We start from the raw sequence: 19,036 nt of genomic DNA, 5'->3' as shown, positions 1-19,036 counted from the left end.
GGGTGGGGGTGCGCCGGCTTCGAGTTTAGAAGTCGGGGTTCGGGATCCGGGCCGTGCGCGAAGGATCATCTCCCGGCTTGAGCGGCCGGATCAGGAAGGAATAGTCATAGGCCTTTTCCGTCAGGCGGTATTGCGGGTGGGTCCAGGCGCCCCAACTGTTGTCGCCGCCGACGCCCATCTGCTTGAAATCGATGTTCACGGATGTCAGGTTGCGGGGTTTGACGTCGGTCGTATGGCGGTTGACGACTTTCGAACGGTCGGCGTGTTGGCCGTCCGTCCTCTCGGGCGATTCGAAGTCCTCCATGATGTTGTGGTGGGCGCTCACGGAAAGTAGAGGGTGACCCTTGAAAAGCAGTCCCCATCCCTCGGCATCGGTGACGGCGACCCAGCGGACATCCGTCTTGTTGCCGTTTTCCTGAGGGCGGATATAGGGCCAATATTGATCGGCCACACGTCCGGAATAGAGCCCGACGAAAGCGCCCGTTTTGCGGTCTTCGTAATTCTCGTGCGGACCGCGTCCCAGCCAGGCCATGCGGTCGAACGATCGGGGCATGACGAGGTTCATGCCGAAACGGACGATTTCCGGAAGACCGTCGCGGGTCATTCGAAACCGGTTGTCCACCCGGATGTCGCCTGATCCGAATATCGTGTATACGGTTGTCATCAGAGCGACGGACTCGCCGGTTTCATCGATGAGATCGTAGGTTATGGCCGCCCGCGCCGCATCCGGCGACAGGAGTTCGACAATCGTGTCCCGGATGCGGCGGTTCTCTCCGGCCTTGCGCCACACGCGGCTTCGGACATGGAGGTTGCTACCGAAATCGTTGTCCGTCGGCGCCCGCCAGAAATTCGGAATGAAGCCCCGGTGGATGAATTCCACACCGTCATATTGAAAGCTTGTCATCATGGCCGCGTCCGTATAGAAGAAAACCGCGAAATCCTCGCCGGTGACAGCGAAGAGATCTTCGGTCCGGTGAAGGGAGATGGGAGGCATTGACGGAGTCGCGGCGGCCGGGACTCGGAAAAGAAACGGAAGTTCAAACTGGTCTTCCGCCGCGATCCAACCGGCCTCGATCAGACCCCGGGTTTCCTTGAGACGGGCCCGGAGATTCAGGAAATACTCCGTTCCCGGTTCCGGTTCAAAGTCCGGATAGGGGACATCGACCGATACGGAGCCTCCGGGCGGGGCGGACACATCGGACAGCATGCCGGCGGAGATGGTCCGGCCGTCCCCGGTCAATTCCCACTCGAATTGAAAATCCGACAGGTCGATGAAAGCGTACTTGTTCCGAATCGCAAAGTGTCCGGCGGACGGGTTCTCGGGAAGAAAGGCGATGTGCTGATAGACTTTTTTGACTTTGTGCAGAGCCGGCTTGATGCCCCGGTCGGGGTTGACGATGCCGTTGATGCAGAAGTTTCCGTCCGACGGGACATCCTCGGGTCCGAAGTCCCCGCCGTAGGCCCAGAATTTTTCTCCCTCCGGCGTTTCGGAAAGCAATCCCTGGTCCACCCAGTCCCAGATAAATCCTCCCTGGAGAGCGTCGTATTTCTCTATGACATCCCAGTAATCCTGGAGGTTGCCGACGCTGTTGCCCATGGCGTGGGCGTATTCGCACAGGATCAGAGGACGCGACGGTGATGTCAGGGCGTACTTTTCCAGGGCTTCGATGCGGGCATACATCGGACAGTAGATGTCCGTGTTGGGTTCGAGGAGCGCGCGTTCATACTGAACGGGCCGGGTCGGATCGACGCCTTTCAGATAATCATAGGCGGCATGGAAATTGACGCCGTTTCCGGCCTCGTTGCCCATGGACCAGATGATCACGGACGGCTGGTTCTTGTCCCGTTCGTACATATTGCGGATCCGGAACAGGTGGGCGTCTTTCCAGGAGGGGTCCTTGGCCGGGGATTTTTCCCCGTAACCCATGCCGTGGGATTCGATATTGGCCTCGTCGACAAGATAGAGCCCGTATGTGTTGCAGAGTTTGTACCACAACTCCGGTTGGGGGTAATGCGCCGTGCGGACGGCGTTGAGATTGTGGGTCTTCATGAGGCGGATGTCGCGGATCATCGTGTCTTCATCGACGACGTGTCCCGTAACGTCGTGGTGCTCATGCAGATTGACGCCCTTGAGATAGACGTAGCGTCCGTTGATCAGAAGATGTCCGTCACGAATCTCGACGGTCCGGAATCCCACATCCTGTTTCAAAATTTCCAGAATTTCGCCTTCGCCGGAGAGGAGAGTGATGAACAAGTCGTAGAGTTCGGGCGTTTCGGCCGACCACAGGGCAACGCCGGGCAGAGTCGCCGCGAAAGACACCCGGGCCGGCCCGCTCTTGATGTCGACGGCACGGGAAAACGATTCCACGGTCCGTCCGTGCCGCTCGAGGCGGGCTTCGACATGGAGAGAGGCGGGTTGGCCGCCGGGGTTGGCCAGTTCGATGTCCAAATCGAAAAGGCCGTTTCGGTAATCCGGATCGAGTCCCGAGATAACGCGGAAATCGCGGATATGCTGAGGAGCGCGGGCCTGCAGGAAAATGTCGCGGGTGATGCCGCTCATGCGCCAGAAGTCCTGGTCTTCCAGGTAGGAGCCCGAGGACCAGCGGAAAACCTCGACGGCGATCGTGTTTTTTCCTTTGCGGAGCGCATCCGTGATGCGGAATTCGGCGGGGGTCTTGCTGTCCTCGCTGTAGCCGACATAGCGTTCGTTGACCCAGACGTTGAGGGCCGAACCGGCCGCCCCGAAGTGAAGATAGATTTCCTTGCCGCGCCATGTTTTCGGAATTCGAAACGTCCGTTTGTAGGAACCGACGGGGTTGTCGTGGTCCTGGATGCGCGGCGGGGTGACCTCGTGGGGATAGCGAATGTTGAGATAGATGGGATAGCTATAGCCGTGAAGCTCCCAGTTTGCGGGAACGGGGATGTCATCCCACCCGCGGGTGTCGAAATCGTCCTTGAAGAACCAATAGGGACGATCGGCGGGCTTGTCGGCGAGGTAAAATTTCCAGAGACCGTTCAGAGAGAGGAGAAAGGGAGACGTCCATTTGGCGTCCTCACGGGCCTGATCATCCGTCGCGTAGGGAATGAAGTGGGCCCGGGCGGGTTCCCGGTTGATTTCGACGATGGTCTGGGTTTGCCAGGCGGGCGTGTCGGTTTTCTCGAACGGCACACCGGTATAGTCCGACATCCGGCTACAGGAGGAGGAAATCAGGATCATCAACGACGAAATCCAAAAGACCGCCCGATTATAAAATATCCCAGGCTCGGTCCCCGTCGTCATAGGGTTCAAGGTCTCCGTCTTTTTTCCCGGAGAATTTATACATTTTTTCCGCGGGCAATGTCAATAAAATCCGCGGTGCGGGCCAGGCCGTCCTTGATTTTTTCGATCTCCGGACCGAAACCGATTTTGAGGTATCCGCCCATATCGAAGTGATTGCCCGGAACGATAAGAACGCCATTATTCCGGAGATGTTTTCGATGAGGGCGGTGGAGTTTGAAAAGAAATGGAAGAATAAATTCCGAATCACGTCCAATTAAACGAAAGATTAAAAAAGCCGTATGATAAGTCATCTAGGTTCTTAATGGCAAGAAGGTCATATATCGTTGTATTTGCGGCAACGGCCGTTTTAGTAACCGGTGCGGTTTTCCTCTTGATGAAAAGCGGGAACGGCCGTGACGTTTCCCGCCGCGAAGGCCGGAATGTTCTTCTCGTAACCCTGGATACGACCCGGGCCGACCGGCTGGGTTGCTACGGCTACGGCGGCGCCGAGACCCCGAACATCGATCGCCTGGCCTCCGGCGGGGTTCTTTTTCGAAACGCCTACGCGCCGACTCCGCTGACCCTTCCCTCCCATGCCTCGATCATGACCGGATTGAATCCCTTCCGGCACGGCGTCCACAACAACGGAACCTATGTTCTGACGCCTGATCAAACCACCCTGGCGGAAATTCTGAAGGCCAAGGGATACACAACGGCCGCTTTCACGGCATCGTTTTCCGTCGATTCCCGTTTTGGATTGGACCAGGGATTCGACGTCTATGACGACGATTTGGAGGGCGGCGCCCTCTTCAAGCAGGTCCATGCCGAACGCCGGGCCGAAGAGGTCTTTCAGGTTTTTTCGACTTGGCTGGACAATCAGGCGGCCGAACCGTTTTTCGCCTGGATCCATTTCTTCGATCCCCATCTGCCCTATGATCCGCCGCCGGAGTATCGCGAAAAATTCCCGGGAAGGCCTTATGACGGGGAGATCGCCTATATGGACAAGTTTGTCGGCGAGGCGATCGACCGTCTTCAAGCCGGGAACAGGCTGCAAAACACGTTAGTCGTTGTGGCCGGCGATCACGGTGAAGCGTTCGGCGAAAAAGTCGAACAAGGCCATGGGATCTTCCTCTACGAGATGGTCGTTCGGGTGCCGCTGATTTTCCATTCTTTCGACAGCCTTCCCGAAGGAAAGTTCGTGGAGGCTCCGGCCGGATTGATCGATATCATGCCCACCGTTCTCGATCTTCTGAAAATCGAAACTCCCGGCGAACTTTGCGGTCAAAGCCTGGTGCCGGTCATCAACGGGAAAAAAGTGAAGCCGGCCGATCTTTACCTGGAAACGTTTTATCCGCGGGAGAACTGGGGCTGGTCCGAGCTGGTCGGACTTGTCTCGGGGGGCTGGAAATACATTCAGGCGCCGCGGCCCGAGCTCTACGACCTGAACTCGGATCCGGATGAGGAGCGCAATCTTTTAGATGCCCAAGGACCTCGGGCGCGGGAACTGAAAGCCCGTCTGGAAAAGATGCTGGCGGCTTCGACAGGCGCCGGGACCGGCAAGCGGACGATGTCTCCGGCCGAGCAGGAAAGGCTGCGTTCCCTCGGATATGTTCAATTTTCCGGAGGCCCCGCCGATTCCTATCCGGATCCCAAGGATCGGCTGCAGGATTTGAAACGTTTTCAGCAGGCGACCATTCTCGAAGCTGAGGGGCGATACGAAGAAGCCGAACGGATTTACCGGGAACTTATCGGGGAATCCCCCGATGTCGCCGACAACTACATCAACCTCGCTTTGGCCCAGGGCCATCAAAAAAAATATGGGGACGCGGCGGAGACGCTCAGGCAGGGTTTGGCGGCCGTGCCGGATTCCGAGATCCTTCTTGTCCGGCTGGGACACACGTATCTCGTCATGCAAAAGCTTCCCGATGCCCTGGAAGCCATGCAGAAGGCCTTGGCTCTCAATGCCTCGAATTTCGATGCTCTTGTGGTTTCGGCTCTGGCTCACGAAAGTCGGGGCGAAATCGTCGACGCCCTCGGATTCCTGCAGAAGGCCTTGGACATCGAACCCGGAAATGAATCGCTGAGGTTGAGCTACGCCCGCAACCTGGGACGGAGCGGCCGAACCGACGAGGCCATCCGGGCCTTTACGGCGCTGGCCCGCGATTATCCCGAAGACGGGACCTATTTCTACAACCTCGGCGTCGCCTACGGCATCAAAAAAGACTTCGGCCGGGCCATCGAAAACCTGGAAACCGCCCTGCGTTTGAGTCCGTCGCCGAGAATCCATCTGAGCCTTGCGGCGGCCTACCTGGCCGCGGGCCTTGAGGACAAAGCCGTCCGCGCCCTGGAAGCCTTCCTGGCCGATCCGGGAGATGAAGACCCCGCGACAATCCGGGGAGTCAGGGAAGAACTGGCCCGGCTCAAGACCGGATGACTCATCCCCGCATCACCCGGGCCCTCGTTCGACAACCCGCATCCACCCTGGCTCAAGGGTTGACCACACAGTCTCACCTCGGACGTCCGGATCCGGGTGTCACTTTGAAGCAACATGAGGCTTATTGCGATGCTCTCCGATCGTGCGGCCTGGAGGTGGCCGTTCTGCCTCCGGACGAACGGTTTCCGGACGGACATTTTGTTGAGGATGCGGCCGTCGTCTTCCGGGACCTGGCCTTCATCTGCCGGTCCGGAGCGCCCGCGCGCGAACCGGAAGGACGGGAGATCGCGGAGTTTTTGAAACATCTCCACGTGAAGGGAATCCAAGGTGAAACGGGCCGGCTGGACGGAGGCGATGTTCTGTTTTGTGCCGACCGTGTTCTTATCGGGTTGTCCGAACGGACAAATAGGGAGGGCGCCGAACAACTGGCCTCTTCGCTTCGTGACGTTCAGGACGGACTCCGCGCCGATTTTGTGCATTTCCGGGGGATGCTCCACCTGAAATCGGGATTAAGTGAAATCGTGCCGGGTGTCTTGGTGCTTGCCCCGGCCCTTCAAATGGAACAGGATCTCGATTTCGCTGAGATCCTGATCTTGGCTCCCGAAGACACGTATGCCGCCAATCTCGTCAGGATCAATGAAACCCTGCTGATCGCCGCCGGTTTTCCCCGGGTATCGGAAATTGCCGAAAGATATTACGGGGTCGATAATATCATCGTTTTGGATATGCATGAATTCCGGAAGATGGACGGCGGGCTCAGCTGCCTCTCGCTCCGTCATTAGAGACAGAGAAGCCGTTTGCATTAAAATCGCAATAGTCTTTTAATGAGGACGCTGTTTACTCCAGGGGACAAAGAGTCCTCCCGAAAAAGCAACATCGAGCTTTGGAGATAGAGCGATTGCATGGTATGTTATTTGCAGCGGGTTGAAAAATGGGCAAATCCAACCCGCGGAGAGAAAGCGGGGCTCCGGATCCTGATTGGATGAGGTTCTGAAGGAAGGACGCCGGGAATGAGGAAAAAAGCCGTAGTCATATCCGGGATGATGATGATCAGCATTTTGATGGCCTCGCAAACCTTGCCGCAAGAGATGTCGAAGGCGCAGGAACCCGCAATCACCGTCCTTCTCGATCGGTTGGCGGATACCTGCAGCCTTTTGTCCCGGGCTCTTCTCGATTTTATTTGCCGAGAACGGATCCGGCAAAGTTATTACTCTCTCCGTCAGGACATCCGCAGGGTTGATATTTCCGATCGCCGTCCGATTCTTTTCATAAACAGCTGGGTTTATGACTATCAACTCATCCGTGAACCTTCGGGCCTCATCCGGGAAAGGAGAATCCTTCTCAAGAGGGGAAATATCAATGTCCGGGTGGAGGATGCGGAGCTGGAAACTCATATCGTCCGGTTCGGCCATGTCATCATGGGGCCGCTGGATCTTTTAAGTTGGATCCATCAGGATTCTCACGACTATGCGGTGATCGGAGAAGAAAAGATCGGCGGACAAATTGCAACGGTCATCGAGGCCGTTCCGAAGGAAGGCGTGATCCTGGGCCATCTCTACGGAAAGATCTGGGTGAGGACGGAGGACGCCGGAATTCTCAAAATTGAATGGAATCCCCGATCCGTCGGGAACTATGCCCAGGTTAAAGAGACCGGACGGAAACTCGATATGACACCCTCGATCACCATCTCCTCGGAATTCGCCTACGAAAAAAACCGTATCCGTTTCCCCAGCCGTCTCGTCTATAAGGAGGAATATCTCGGAAAAAAACACAGTTTTCTCAGGGCCGTAACCGAAGTCGTTTATGATCAGTACAAGTTTTTTGTGGTCGATACGGATGCGGTGATCAAGGAACCGGATTCCTGACAATTCCTGCACCCGAGATCGGCATGAAGACGACCATGTTCTATCTTCCGGGCCGGCTGTATGACATCGTCCTCGGTCTGCCGCTTCGGGGAGTCCGACGGAAAATCGCAGCCTGGATAGCCCGGGAGAACCTTTTTCCCTGTCTCGATGTGTGTTGCGGCACGGGAAGCCAGGTTCGTGCCTTTGACGGCCACCTCAAGGCCGCCGTCATCGGGCTCGACATCCATCCGGGTATGCTCCGGTATGCCGCCGCCCGAACACCCGGCGCACCCTTTGTCCAAGGGGATGCCCGGCGGCTGCCCTTCCGAAATGGAGTCTTCCGGGCTGTCTCGATATCTTTCGGTCTTCACGAAAAAACGCCGGAAGACAGGCTGGAGATCGTGAAGGAAGCCCACAGGGTCATGACGCCGGACGGAAAATTGATTTGTGTCGACTTTGAAAACCCCTGGAATCGAACATCCCGGTTCGGAGCCTTCGGCGTCGATCTGATCGAGCGGATTGCCGGCGGGGACCACTATCGAAACAGCCGCCGTTTTCTCGAACTCGGCGGTTTGAGGTCCTTCCTTCGTGAGGCGGGACTTCGGGAAGTCGCGCGCCGCGATATCGAAACGGGGTCTTTGAGCATCGTCGCCGCTTTGGGCTATACTGAGAGTCCGAAATAGAAATCCAAGGAGACAAACCCTCGATGAAAGCGTTCAGACTCATCACCTTCGGCCTCATTCTCTGCGCCGGGGCGAGCCTTTTCGGAATCTCCGGGGCCTGCCGACCCGGGCCGGAAATTTCCTCCACGCTGCCGCACGAATTCATTTCCCGGTTGGAACCCCCGGCTTTCGACGTCCGGATCTTCGAAACAAGAAGACAGCACCTTCTCGAAAAGATGTCGGGGCAGGCCGCGGTCATCACCGCGGCGGCAGGAAACGATTTTCTTTATCTGACGGGATTGACGGGCGAGCGGCAGGCCGCTGCCGTTCTCGTTCATGGGGCGGAACATCCCTTCGTTCTTTTTGTCTTTCCCCGAAGACCCATGGCGACGCTGTGGGACGGGGAAAGACCCGGAGTTGAGGGGGCTGTCGAAACATTCGGCGCCGATGCCGCTTACCCCGCCGGGGAATTCGAAAAAATGCTGCCCGGGATATTGGCGGGCCGGCGATCGGTTTCCTATCATGACGGAGACAGAAGGGTCGCCGATGTCCTGGAAACCTGGGCCGGCGGGAATCGGGATCGGACGATTCAGGCCGACCTTGCGCCGATTCTCCACGAAATGCGGGTCGTCAAGGATACCTGGGAGATCGCCCAGCTTGAGAAAGCCGTAGAGGTCACCGCCCTGGCCCACCGACGCGTGCTTCAAACCGCGGCGCCGGGGAAGATGGAATACGATATCCAGGCGGAAATCGAGTATGTCTTTCGAAAAAACGGGCTTCCGGTCGGCTTCTCATCCATCGTGGGCTCCGGACCCAACGCCGCCGTCCTCCACTATCCCGGAAATACCCGCAGGCTTGAAGACGGCGACCTTTTGCTCATGGACATTGGCGCCTCTTGCCGGGGCTATATCGCCGACGTTACGAGAACCATTCCGGTCAACGGCCGGTTCAGCGGGCCGCAAAGGGAGCTTTATGACCTGGTCCTCAGGGCCCAGGAAGAGGCCATCGCGCTGATGGTTCCCGGAAACCGGATTCTCGACCCTCATCACCGGGCGACTCAGATCATCGTTTCTGGGCTTCACGAGATGGGGTTGATTACCGATTCCGAATCCTGGTGGCAAAAGCGGTTCTATATTCACTACCGCAACAACCATTACATCGGCCTGAATGTCCACGACGTGGGAAGCTACGGCGATCTGGAGCCGGCCGATCGGGATTCCTACATTCTTGACCCCAAGGTGCGCGGACGGGAAATCGTCCCGGGGATGGTCATGACCATCGAACCCGGCGTCTATCTTCTGGCCGACCGATTGGATCATCTGCACGAATTGTTCGGAGACATGGCTTCGGCGGAGGAGCTGGATGTGTTTGCCGCAAAGGTCAGACCGGTCTATGAGAAGTACGCCGGAATCGGCATCCGCATCGAAGACGATGTTCTCATTACGGAGACCGGAAACAGGGTGCTATCCAACACGGCTCCAAAAACCGTCGCCGACATCGAAGCGGCGATGAAGCGTCAATAGCGAACCTTCGTCCAAACGGGCGCTTCGGCCGGACGGGGTTTCCGGCCGTAAAACACGTCGTCGAGCCGGACGGCCGCTCTTCGGAAAAGACCCGAACGCCGGATGCCCCAGCGCACGGCATTGTGAAAGACGTTGTCGGGGTGGGAATAAGGACAGACGGCCAGACATCGCGCACAGTCCGTTCCGATGACATTCCAGTATCGGAAACAGGCATCGCCGTCGATCGCCCAGCGGAGAACGCCGTCTTTTTCCACCCGGCCGCCTGAGGGAATGGCCCGGGCCGGACAGTTGACGGCGCATTTCAGGCACCGGGCGCAGAAATCGATCACTGTTTCGTCCCGTGTCGGCCGGTCGGGAACCAGTTCGAGCGGCGTCGTCACGACGCCGATCCGAACACGGGGACCGAGACGCTGCGTCATGAGAAGACCCATCCTTCCGATCTCTCCAAGTCCCGCATCGCGGGCGACAAGCGGGGCGATGACCCGGTAGTTGCCGTCGATATGCGCCCGGGCGGGATGTCCCAGGCTGCGCAGGGCGGCGGCCAGAGACACGGCGATGCGGGCGGCCTCGACATACTGTCGTGCCGATTCCATGATTGACGGGGCATGAGGCGCCGCAGCCGTCATCCGCCGGTTCATGACCACGGTGAAAACGATGGCAAAACCAGGCTCGAAGGGGATGAGTTCGCCGTAACGTTGGAAATCCCGTCCGACATGGGAATAGACATGATAAGGGCGGATTCCCGCGATTCCGACGTCCCGGGCGCCGTAATAAATCGCCAGGGATTTCAGGTACTTCGTCATCGCCTCGGGTCCGGAATTCCGGATCGTTCCCGAAACCGGGCCGTCCACGCCGTCGCGCAGGGCTTCGGTCAGGAAAAAGCTCCCTTCCGGCGAAGCGAAAAGAAAGGGATCGGCGAAAGAGGCATGAGGAGAGAGAAGTCCCGGAAGCGCACGGATTTCGTCGTCGACGATTTTTTTCTCCGGGCGCATGGCGTAATAAGCCCGGTATTCGGGACTTCCGGGCCGCAGCCGGATGCGCGAGAATGGGATGTCCCTCTCGTCGTATCGACCGTGCGGGATATCCGAACTCATTTCGATCTCCTTCGGGCGGAATACTATATCAAATCCTTCGTGACATCAAAAGTTCGACATCGCGGATCTCGGATTTGACAGGACCGTCGGGCCGCCGATATAGTGGAATTCCCAATCCCCGGAAGGAGGCGTGTCATGGCCGGACTTTCACAACAGGATCTTGTCAAGCTTGTTCAATCCGTTTTTCCCAGATTCGAGGACGATCGCGTCCTGGGGATACTTGTCGATGTGCCGCGAACGCCCGATCGGGACAACCCCGATTGGAAGATACGGAGAGCCATGGCCGTTGATTGGCACCGCCGATTTCAGTCCGGTGTCAGCGACATTCCTCTTGAGGCCGTCCGGCTCCTGGCCTATCCCGATGTCGGATCCAACAACGCCGATCTTCCGGACGAACTGATCGTTGTCACAGGCGAACTCCCGCCTTCGGCTGAGCGATTGGGCGCAGCCGGAGAGCGAAAAACCACATCCACAATTTTCTCTGAAACCCAGATCTTCCTTGCACCCACGGAATATTCGACAACGGCGCCGCTCAAAAACGCCGCGGCCCGTTACGGATTCCGGGCGGCCACGATGCCCGGCTTTTCCGAAGTCATGATTCCGGCCCTTCGCATCGATTACGGCGAAGTCGGCCGGCGCGTCGCTCTGCTCAAGAAGAAACTCGACCGGGCGGAAAGCGCTGCCGTCGAGTTCGATGTCGAAGGGGCGGGATCGTGTCACGTTCTTTTCGATCTGCGTTTCCGCAACGCCCATATGAGTTCGGGCCGTTTTCCGGAAAAGGGCACTGCGGGAAATCTCCCGAGCGGCGAAACCTATATTGTTCCCTATGAGGGCGAACACGGAGAGGCCAGCCGGACCTCGGGAGTCCTGCCCGTCGAAATCGGCGGCGAAATCGTTGATTTCACGATTGAAAACAACAGAGCCATGGACGCGGAAGGCGCAGGACCCGCCGCCAGGGAGGAACAGGATCGTTTGACCCGGGAACCCGCCTACGGCAATATGGCCGAACTCGGCTTTGGTGTCCTGGGCGATTTCGGAATCAAACCCGTCGGGGAAATTCTTTTGGATGAGAAGCTGGGTCTGCACATCGCCTTCGGAAGAAGCGATCATTTCGGCGGCCGGATCGGCCCCAAAGATTTCTCTTCGCCCTCGGAGGTTGTCCACCTCGATAGGATCTATATCCCCGCCGTCCAGCCCCGGGTCCGGGTCCGCTCCATCGTCCTGTTTTATCCCGAAGGCCCGGCCGAAACCGTCATGCAGGACGGCCGCTACCTCGTGTTTTGAAATACCTCAGGACTTAAATTTCAGGGATCTGTAAAGGAAAAATCGAGGAGAGCGAGAACCGAGAACCGGGACTGTGCGCAGGCCGAGGTGGCCGTTCCGGCAAGGATGCAGTTTGTGAAGGCGTAGTTCAGCTACGTCGAACAGGCTGGGACGAAGCCGGAATGGTGAGATCGACTTGCCCGAAGGGTGAAAACTCCAGATAAGTAGAAAGAAAAAAATCTTGGAGTTTTCACGCACAGTTTCGGAGCTGGGGTGGACGGGTGGTGCCGGGGCCCGGACACGTCTTGTGAAGGGATTCACCCGAGCCCGAAGAGCGGAAGCCGATTCGACGACACAAGCTTTCGGATGTGAGTATTTAAATTTCGACTTTGAAAGGCCCCTTCAGGGCAAAGCCGAAAATCAACGATAAGACGAAATAGGGAATGATCCAGTGCATGTTCCAGCCGAAAAGGTTCATTCGGGCCGCCGGATAGGCGATCTCGACGCGGCGGACGGGTGACGCACGATCCAGGGGAGGATCTCCCGGATAAAGAAACTGGTCGAGAATGGATTTTCTCATCTTTCGCGGGAAAATACCCGAGAGGGGAGAGACGCCCGCGGCCAGGGACTTTTCGATGGAGGCCGAACCCGCCCGAACCGTGATCGCTGATTTTCCGGGTTTGCCGGCCTTCAGGCGCCAGACGACTTCCCGTTCGTCGTCGATCCGCACGGGAGGTGTCTCAACGACAACCCCTTCCGGAACATCGAGGCGAAGATCCATGGCGGACGGCAACGCGGTCGTCTCCGCCGTCAGAACCTTGATAAGAAAGGGCTCGCCGGTTTCAAGCGCCTCGTAGCCGAACCGGGTGTTCAGGTGGGCCAGGATGAAGACCAGGGGAATGATCATGACGGCCAGGGGCCGCATATTGTGACCCATGTATTTCAGATTGGCCAGAAGAATCCGGCCCTGAGCCCGGAAAATGACTGCCGGCTGTTCCTTGTAGAGCCGCATCTCGAGAAGGTGGGCCTTGATCCGGTTTTTGGCCGCCTTGACGCCGGCTTGATTGGATGTCCAGCGGAAAATGAAAAGCATGAAAACGGCGGTCAGTAGAGCCGCGGCCGCCAGTCCGGCCCAGGGAGACAATTTCAGAAATGGCCGAAAGGCGAAATCGAAGATGGAAACCGCGGCCGCGTTGATCATCTGCATGGCCGGCCTCAGGAGATGTAACCCAATCCCTTGAGTTTCTTCTTGATCTCTTCCTCGGATTCGGCCTCTTCGATTTTGCCGATTTCCTTCTCCAGACAATGCCGGATGAATTCCTCGGGAGACGAGTAGCCGGACATTTCCGCGTAGGTTTTCACCTTGTTGAAAAGGTCCTTGTCGATTTTGATTTTCGCCATGCCCATGCGATCACTCCTTGTGAAAAACGGACCGGCCCGTCATGTCCTCGTCGGGACCGATCCCGTAGAGATCCAAAATGGAGACCGTGACATCCTTGAGCTTCGGGGCCTCGGCCGGAATCGGGCGGTTCATCGCCAGGATGCCGGGGATGACCTCGGGCGAAGACATATGATCGCCGCTCCATTTTTCCCGGTTGTCCGTGAGAACCTCTTCCGGGAAACCGCCGAGAGGGGATTCCCAGGCGATCCGGTAACCCTGATTGAATCCGACGACGATGTCCGGCGCCGAATCCAAGTGCTTCCCCGTATAGACGTCCCGCGACACATAGGCCCGAAGGATGGGCCGTTCTCCCGTGGCGGGATCCACGATGGATTCGAGACGGTCCGCGATCTCGCGGATGAGCCGGTCTTTATCGGCGCCCGGCGCAACCGTTCCTTCCCGTTCCCGGCCCTTTTCGTTGATGTAAAGGCTGTTGAGACCGACGCCGTAGGCCTGCGTTCTCGACCAATCCGTGTCCATGAACAGCGAGGTTTCAGCACGCTTGCGGGAGTCGGTCAACCGGTGATACCCGCTATCGAGGAGCCAGCTGTTTAGGTTAAAGCCGCGGCGGAAGGGGTTGAAACCGTGGTCCGACATGACCATGACCACAGTGTCCTTGTCCGCTTTGCGCAGAGCCGTGTCGACGGCCCGATCCATCTGAACATAGGTATCGGCGATAACGTCGTGGTATCGTTCCGCAAGGTCCGGATCATAGGAGGGGTGATTCCTGTCGAGGAATCTCCAGAACATGTGCTGCCTCTGATCGGCGTTCGAAAAATAATAGAAAAAGAGACCCTCGTTGAACCGATTGAGCTCATACTCGAAGAGTTCCAGGCTTTCCCTGAGGATATCCTCGTCCTGTTCGAGAAACTCGGTTTCGTCCAGAACGCCGTTTTCGAGGGCGCTCGTGTCGGCCGGAAGGCCTTTGGTGAAGAAAGACCCGAACTGATCGGACAACTCGCGGGCATAGGACGGCGGCGTCGAAAGGGGGAGGGCCGGCCGGGCCGGGTCGATATGGACGGGGCTGACGTAAAGCTTGAATTTCGGCCTCAATTCCTTGAGATAGAAACGGCAGATGCCGCTCACGCTCTGGGTCGGGATGAGGTCGAAGTTCACCCGGATCCAGCCGCTCCATTCCTTTTCCTTCAGGATGAATTCCTGCCCCTGGACGGCGATTTTGGCGACGGGATGGTCGCGGTCGATGAAGACCCGGAAATCCGCCCGGGCTTCCGGAGCGTCTTTGAGAAAGGTGTTGACCGGACCCGGGATTGAGGCTTCCACGCGGTTGCCGATGACGTAAACTTCATGAACCCGGCCGCCTCCGCCGGCCTCGCGGTCGAGTTCCCGGTAGGCGTTGGTGTAATAATTGAAGATGCCGTAGGATCCCTTGATGTCGGGGGTCCCCATGCCGGAAAAGGTCCTCTGGCGCGTCGGAACGGGCGGATAATTCGAAGGCATGCGGACGATCACGGCCGGCACGCCGTGGTCTTCCAGCACCTGCCAGAAGGCCCGTCCGTCGCGCATGTTGACCACCTGTCCTCCCGAAAGCGGGAAGACGTATTTTCCAAGTCGGAATGTACGACCTCCGCCCTGGGTTTCCGTGGCCGAGAAAATCGGCATATAAGTTTGGGGATCCCTGTGGATGAAATCGTAGATGCCGTGGCCCCCGGGGCCCATGCCGGCGATGAAATCCGACCAGGCCACCGGGCTCTGCGGTGGAAGACTCGTTCCCAGACGGCGCATGCCGCCCGAGGCGACCAGTTTTTGCAGCGCCGGAAGGCGGCCCTGCTTCATCCAGACTTGAGTGAGATGAGGGTCGAGACCGTCGATCCCGATCACCAGGGTTTTCGGCCGCCGCCCGGCTTTCCCGGGTTTTCCGGCGGCGAGAGCGGGAATGTCGCCCGCGGCCAGCGCGGCCGCGGCGCCCATCCCGATATGAATGAACTCGCGTCGTTTCATTGGGGTTGTCCTTTGTCTGTCGTCTCCGATTCCGGGCCGTCCGCGATGATGGGGCGGCCGTCCATATGAGCGGGCACGGGAACGCCGAAAAGCCGGAGGACGGAGGGGGCGATGTCCATGATGGACGGTTGGTCCGACGTCAATCCGAGATTCGAAAAGAAAACGCCGGGGACTTGGGCCGGATCGATGCAGTGGTCACCGCTCCAGGCCTTGATATTGTCTTCGAAAACGGCGGCGCCGATCTTTCCCGTCACGGAATCCCAGGACACGCGGTAGCCCCTGTTGTAGCCGACGAGAAGATCGGGGGCGTTGTCTTTATAGGGGCCGGAGTAAATAACGTCGCGGTCGAAGACCCGGTTGACGGCGGGAGACGGGCCGTCATTCAGGGCTTCGAGTCCCGAGATGATCGCGGCCTTGACCTTCCGGGCTTCCTCTCCCGGAGCCACAAGGCCCTGCGCTTCACGGCCTTTCATATTGATGAAGATCCCTCCCAGCCCCACACCGTAAGCCCGGGTCCGATCCCAGTCGACGTCCTTGAACCATTCGCCGGATCCGTCCCGTCCGTCCTTCAACGCCAGGAATCCGTTCTGATGAAGCCAGGTGTTGATGTTGACGCCTCTGCGGAAAGGCGCGAATCCGTGATCGGACATGACGAAAAAGGCGCTTTTTCCGTCAAGCTTTTCCCTGACGCGGCCGACCAGGCCATCCATGCGGACATAGAGATCCTCGATGACGCGGGCACTCATCCGGTTTTCCCCGCGTTTGCGGGCCGGGTGTTTGGCGTCCAGATATTTCCAGAACATGTGCTGGATGCTGTCCGTCGTTTCGAAAACGGAGATGACGACGCCCTTGCGCGTTTTCTCCAGGGCATTGAAAAGCATGGCCTCCCACTCCTCGTGGTGGGCATAGGTCAGATCGAGAAACGGCTGTTCGGCGAGAGCCCCCTCGTTGAGAGCCCAGGTGTCGTTGGCTTCTCCCAGGGTGACATAGCTGCCCAGGAGTTTGCCGAGGTAGATCGAGTAGACGAAAGGATGGGAAATGGGAAGCGCGGGTTTTTCGGGGTCGATGTTCAAGGGCGTGACGTACATCGAGAAGCCGCCGCGGTCCATCCGGGAAATGTAGAAGCGGCAGACGGCCCGGATTTTCATGCCGAGCCCCGGACGGAAAGACAGGCGGATCCAGGGGGAGAATCGCCCGGCGGGAAGCTCGATTTTCTGATCGGAAACCTCGATCACGGCCGGTCCGTTGCCGTCGGACGGCGTGATGGTCATGGGCAGGCGGATCTCCTCGGGCGTCTTCAGAAGGGTGTTTTCCGGTCCGGAGATATACGTTGTGATGAGGCCGTTCTTGATTTCCACGGGGATGACCAGTCCGCCCTCGGGATTTTCAGCGGCCGTTTTCGCCGACGAGTAGAAGGAAAACGTTCCCTGACTGCCCTTGAGGTCGGGGGCACACATCCCCGAAAGAAGATGGCCGCGGAATTTCTCGGGCGGAAAGGTGATGGGAACCCGGATCACGGTCGAGAAAATGCCGCGATCGCCCAGGATTTTCCAAAAGGGAATGCTCCGGCGCATGCCGCGGATCTCGGGTTTTGAAAGAGGGATCCTGTATTTCCCGATGGACAAGGTGCGTTTCGGCCCGCCGATTCTGGCCGAGGACAGGTCCGGAAGATAGGTCCTCGGGTCCCGGCTCAGAAAATCGAAGATGTTGTGCTTGGAGGGTTCCGAGCCGGTCATGAACGACGACCAGGCCACGGGCGAGATGGCCGGCGTCGTGGTTTGCAGCCTGGCGTAACCTCCCTCTTTTTTCAGGCGCGAGAGATGGGGCATTTTTCCCTCGGCCATGAATTTTTCGGCCAGGGAGGGCTCCATTCCGTCCAATCCCAGAATGACGACGCGGTTGACCCGGCCGCCTTTATAGGCTTTTTGACCTTTCAGGAGGCGCCAGATAAACCGAAACGGCCAGGACAGAAAGGAGAAAAGAGCCAGAAAAAATGTCAGGAAAAGCACCAGAAAAGAAGACAGAAATGCAAAGCCGGCGCCCGGGCCGATATAGCCCTCGCAAAGAGGTGCGATGGCCAGCAGGAGCAATGCAGCAGTGATCGCACGCGCTTTTTTGTCAAAACCGTTCATTAAAATCTCTTGAGGATGATCCCGGCCAGATCTTCGATGGCCAGATCGTCTCCATGATCGTTCACAGACCAGAAAAAGGCATCGTCCCAGGTGTGCATGCCCTGGAGGCCCGACTTCCCGAAAATTTCGGTCTTTTTGACCGAACCTTTCATGTCGAAACCCCTCTCTCCGAGAACGATCAGGTCGGGTCCCTGGGCGGTCAGAGGACCGGAGTAGATGTCCCGGGCCGGAAAGGCCTTGCGCACGACCTTGCGGCCGTTCCACTCCAATTTCGCCAGGCGGCCGGCGATCTCCTGGATCAAGGCTTTCCTTTCCGAGGCGGCAACGGATCCCCGGGGAAATTTCTTCTCGAGATGGAGATAAATCCGATTCGGGTCAAGGGCGAAAGCCCGGCTTTCCATGGCGATATCGTTCAGGCTGTCCGGGTTCGGCTTGGAAAAAGACAGATACCCTTCGCGTTCCAACCAGACATTGAGATAAACTTCGGTTTCAATCCCGCAGAAACCATGGTCCGACATCAGATAGAGACCGTCATACCCTCCCGTGGATTTCCGGAAGGAGACGGCGATCTTATCGATCAACTGGTCGATCCGTCTGTAGTATTCCAAAAACGACCTGTGATGGGGATGGTCGGGATCGGCGCCGGCGTTCCAGAGATAGTGATGCAGCCGGTCGGTTCCGGTGATGACGAACTCAAAATAATCCCACTCTTCCTTCCAGAAGAGATTCAGGGCTTTTTGCCGGCCGGACAAAGTTTTCGACAGGTCGCGCCAGAAAAACTCCGTATTTTCGCGGGATTTAACCGTATCGATATCGATGCGATATCCGGCCCGCTCCAGGGGTTGGAGTAAACTTCGAGGAGTGACGGCCCGAGCCAGATCAAGCGCGACGAATCCGGAAACGAGGATGCCGTTCATTTCCCGGGCCGGGTAGGTGGCCGGCTGGTTGATGACGATGGAGCGGCGGCCTTTTTCTCCAAGAATATCCCAGAGGGGTTTCGCCTTCAGGTCGGAATAATTGGGGAACCGGATGTCGTAGCTTCCGGGCTTGAAGTCCGTGAAACCGAAAATGCCGTGCGTTCCGGGGTTGGTTCCCGTCATGAAGCTCGACCAGGAGACGGACGATATTTCGGGAAGACTGGCCTTCATCCGGTGAAGCCGGCCTCCGTCCATGAGACGACGGGTCGCGGACATCACGCCCCGATCCATAAAATCCCGGAGGAGTCCGTAAGGAACGCCGTCCAGCCCGATGACGCAGGCGCGGTTGTCGAGCTTTTTTTTCTTGAATAGGCTCATGGCGGTGAAGAAGCATTTTACCCGGTTGACGGTCCGAAAGCAACCGAGCCGCCCCGAGCCCGATTGACTTTCCGGGCTTCGGGCTGTTAAATAAGGGCCTTACGGAAAACCAGGAACGTGCGCTTCCCGG

Annotated in this window: 13 protein-coding genes; 6 read left to right on the top strand and 7 right to left on the bottom strand. The window is 58.0% G+C overall.

The annotated features are described in order from the left end of the window. Nucleotides 1-25: 25 nt before the first annotated feature. Nucleotides 26-3,217: a glycoside hydrolase family 2 TIM barrel-domain containing protein gene (locus SCM96_00120; GenBank protein ID MDW7759027.1), complete on the bottom strand. Its 3,192-nt coding sequence runs from the start codon at nt 3,215-3,217 to the stop codon at nt 26-28. 436 nt (nt 3,218-3,653) lie between these two features. On the opposite strand from SCM96_00120, the gene SCM96_00115 reads away from it, so the two are divergent. From SCM96_00115 to SCM96_00095, 5 genes are all read left to right on the top strand, one after another. Then, a complete protein-coding gene (locus SCM96_00115; protein ID MDW7759026.1) occupies nt 3,654-5,693 on the top strand; it encodes a sulfatase-like hydrolase/transferase in 2,040 nt (679 codons plus the stop codon). Further along, nucleotides 5,690-6,475, top strand: coding sequence for an arginine deiminase family protein (locus SCM96_00110; protein MDW7759025.1), 786 nt, complete (start codon nt 5,690-5,692; stop codon nt 6,473-6,475). The genes SCM96_00115 and SCM96_00110 overlap by 4 nt, the downstream gene beginning before the upstream one ends. Before the next feature lie 228 nt (nt 6,476-6,703). Then, a complete protein-coding gene (locus SCM96_00105) occupies nt 6,704-7,558 on the top strand; it encodes a hypothetical protein (GenBank protein MDW7759024.1) in 855 nt (284 codons plus the stop codon). 23 nt (nt 7,559-7,581) lie between these two features. Continuing rightward, nucleotides 7,582-8,220 carry a methyltransferase domain-containing protein gene (locus tag SCM96_00100; GenBank protein MDW7759023.1) on the top strand — a complete coding sequence of 213 codons (639 nt, stop codon included), beginning with the start codon at nt 7,582-7,584 and terminating at the stop codon, nt 8,218-8,220. A gap of 23 nt (nt 8,221-8,243) precedes the next feature. Further along, the gene (locus tag SCM96_00095; GenBank protein ID MDW7759022.1) at nt 8,244-9,722 is read left to right on the top strand and encodes an aminopeptidase P N-terminal domain-containing protein; all 1,479 of its coding nucleotides are present in this window, start codon (nt 8,244-8,246) and stop codon (nt 9,720-9,722) included. Here SCM96_00095 and SCM96_00090 read toward each other — a convergent pair. Beyond that, nucleotides 9,716-10,816 (bottom strand): 4Fe-4S dicluster domain-containing protein, encoded by a 1,101-nt coding sequence (locus SCM96_00090; protein MDW7759021.1) that lies wholly within the window; start codon nt 10,814-10,816, stop codon nt 9,716-9,718. The two genes, SCM96_00095 and SCM96_00090, sit on opposite strands and share 7 nt — an antisense overlap. 135 nt (nt 10,817-10,951) lie before the next feature. Here SCM96_00090 and SCM96_00085 point away from each other — a divergent pair, with 135 nt between their 5' ends. Next, a complete protein-coding gene (locus tag SCM96_00085; GenBank protein MDW7759020.1) occupies nt 10,952-12,100 on the top strand; it encodes a hypothetical protein in 1,149 nt (382 codons plus the stop codon). A 355-nt stretch (nt 12,101-12,455) separates the two neighbouring features. Here the strand turns inward: SCM96_00085 and SCM96_00080 are convergent, their stop codons facing one another. Genes SCM96_00080 through SCM96_00060 form a run of 5 tightly spaced genes read right to left on the bottom strand, consistent with a single transcriptional unit; the run spans nt 12,456 to nt 18,906 of the window. Further along, a complete protein-coding gene (locus tag SCM96_00080; protein ID MDW7759019.1) occupies nt 12,456-13,286 on the bottom strand; it encodes a hypothetical protein in 831 nt (276 codons plus the stop codon). An 8-nt stretch (nt 13,287-13,294) separates the two neighbouring features. Beyond that, the gene (locus SCM96_00075) at nt 13,295-13,486 is read right to left on the bottom strand and encodes a hypothetical protein (protein ID MDW7759018.1); all 192 of its coding nucleotides are present in this window, start codon (nt 13,484-13,486) and stop codon (nt 13,295-13,297) included. A 4-nt stretch (nt 13,487-13,490) separates the two neighbouring features. After that, nucleotides 13,491-15,479 (bottom strand): alkaline phosphatase family protein, encoded by a 1,989-nt coding sequence (locus SCM96_00070; GenBank protein MDW7759017.1) that lies wholly within the window; start codon nt 15,477-15,479, stop codon nt 13,491-13,493. After that, nucleotides 15,476-17,611 carry an alkaline phosphatase family protein gene (locus SCM96_00065; GenBank protein MDW7759016.1) on the bottom strand — a complete coding sequence of 712 codons (2,136 nt, stop codon included), beginning with the start codon at nt 17,609-17,611 and terminating at the stop codon, nt 15,476-15,478. Before SCM96_00065 ends, SCM96_00070 begins: the two co-directional genes overlap by 4 nt. Further along, nucleotides 17,611-18,906, bottom strand: coding sequence for an alkaline phosphatase family protein (locus SCM96_00060; protein ID MDW7759015.1), 1,296 nt, complete (start codon nt 18,904-18,906; stop codon nt 17,611-17,613). The genes SCM96_00065 and SCM96_00060 overlap by 1 nt, the downstream gene beginning before the upstream one ends. Nucleotides 18,907-19,036: the final 130 nt, after the last annotated feature.

This window comes from Acidobacteriota bacterium, assembly GCA_033549365.1.
Taxonomy (GTDB): Bacteria; Acidobacteriota; Aminicenantia; order Aminicenantales; family Saccharicenantaceae; genus JAWSUF01.
The sequence above is the reverse complement of the archived record's forward strand: the minus strand, read 5'-3'. Positions and strand labels throughout refer to the sequence as shown.

Coding starts and splice junctions, on each gene's coding strand:
- SCM96_00120 (MDW7759027.1), bottom strand. CDS start 3,217: ATGATCCTGATTTCCTCCTCCTGTAGCCGGATGTCGGACTATACCGGT.
- SCM96_00085 (MDW7759020.1), top strand. CDS start 10,952: ATGGCCGGACTTTCACAACAGGATCTTGTCAAGCTTGTTCAATCCGTT.
- SCM96_00070 (MDW7759017.1), bottom strand. CDS start 15,479: ATGAAACGACGCGAGTTCATTCATATCGGGATGGGCGCCGCGGCCGCG.
- SCM96_00100 (MDW7759023.1), top strand. CDS start 7,582: ATGAAGACGACCATGTTCTATCTTCCGGGCCGGCTGTATGACATCGTC.
- SCM96_00110 (MDW7759025.1), top strand. CDS start 5,690: ATGACTCATCCCCGCATCACCCGGGCCCTCGTTCGACAACCCGCATCC.
- SCM96_00115 (MDW7759026.1), top strand. CDS start 3,654: ATGAAAAGCGGGAACGGCCGTGACGTTTCCCGCCGCGAAGGCCGGAAT.
- SCM96_00065 (MDW7759016.1), bottom strand. CDS start 17,611: ATGAACGGTTTTGACAAAAAAGCGCGTGCGATCACTGCTGCATTGCTC.
- SCM96_00060 (MDW7759015.1), bottom strand. CDS start 18,906: ATGAGCCTATTCAAGAAAAAAAAGCTCGACAACCGCGCCTGCGTCATC.
- SCM96_00080 (MDW7759019.1), bottom strand. CDS start 13,286: ATGCAGATGATCAACGCGGCCGCGGTTTCCATCTTCGATTTCGCCTTT.
- SCM96_00090 (MDW7759021.1), bottom strand. CDS start 10,816: ATGAGTTCGGATATCCCGCACGGTCGATACGACGAGAGGGACATCCCA.
- SCM96_00105 (MDW7759024.1), top strand. CDS start 6,704: ATGAGGAAAAAAGCCGTAGTCATATCCGGGATGATGATGATCAGCATT.
- SCM96_00075 (MDW7759018.1), bottom strand. CDS start 13,486: ATGGGCATGGCGAAAATCAAAATCGACAAGGACCTTTTCAACAAGGTG.
- SCM96_00095 (MDW7759022.1), top strand. CDS start 8,244: ATGAAAGCGTTCAGACTCATCACCTTCGGCCTCATTCTCTGCGCCGGG.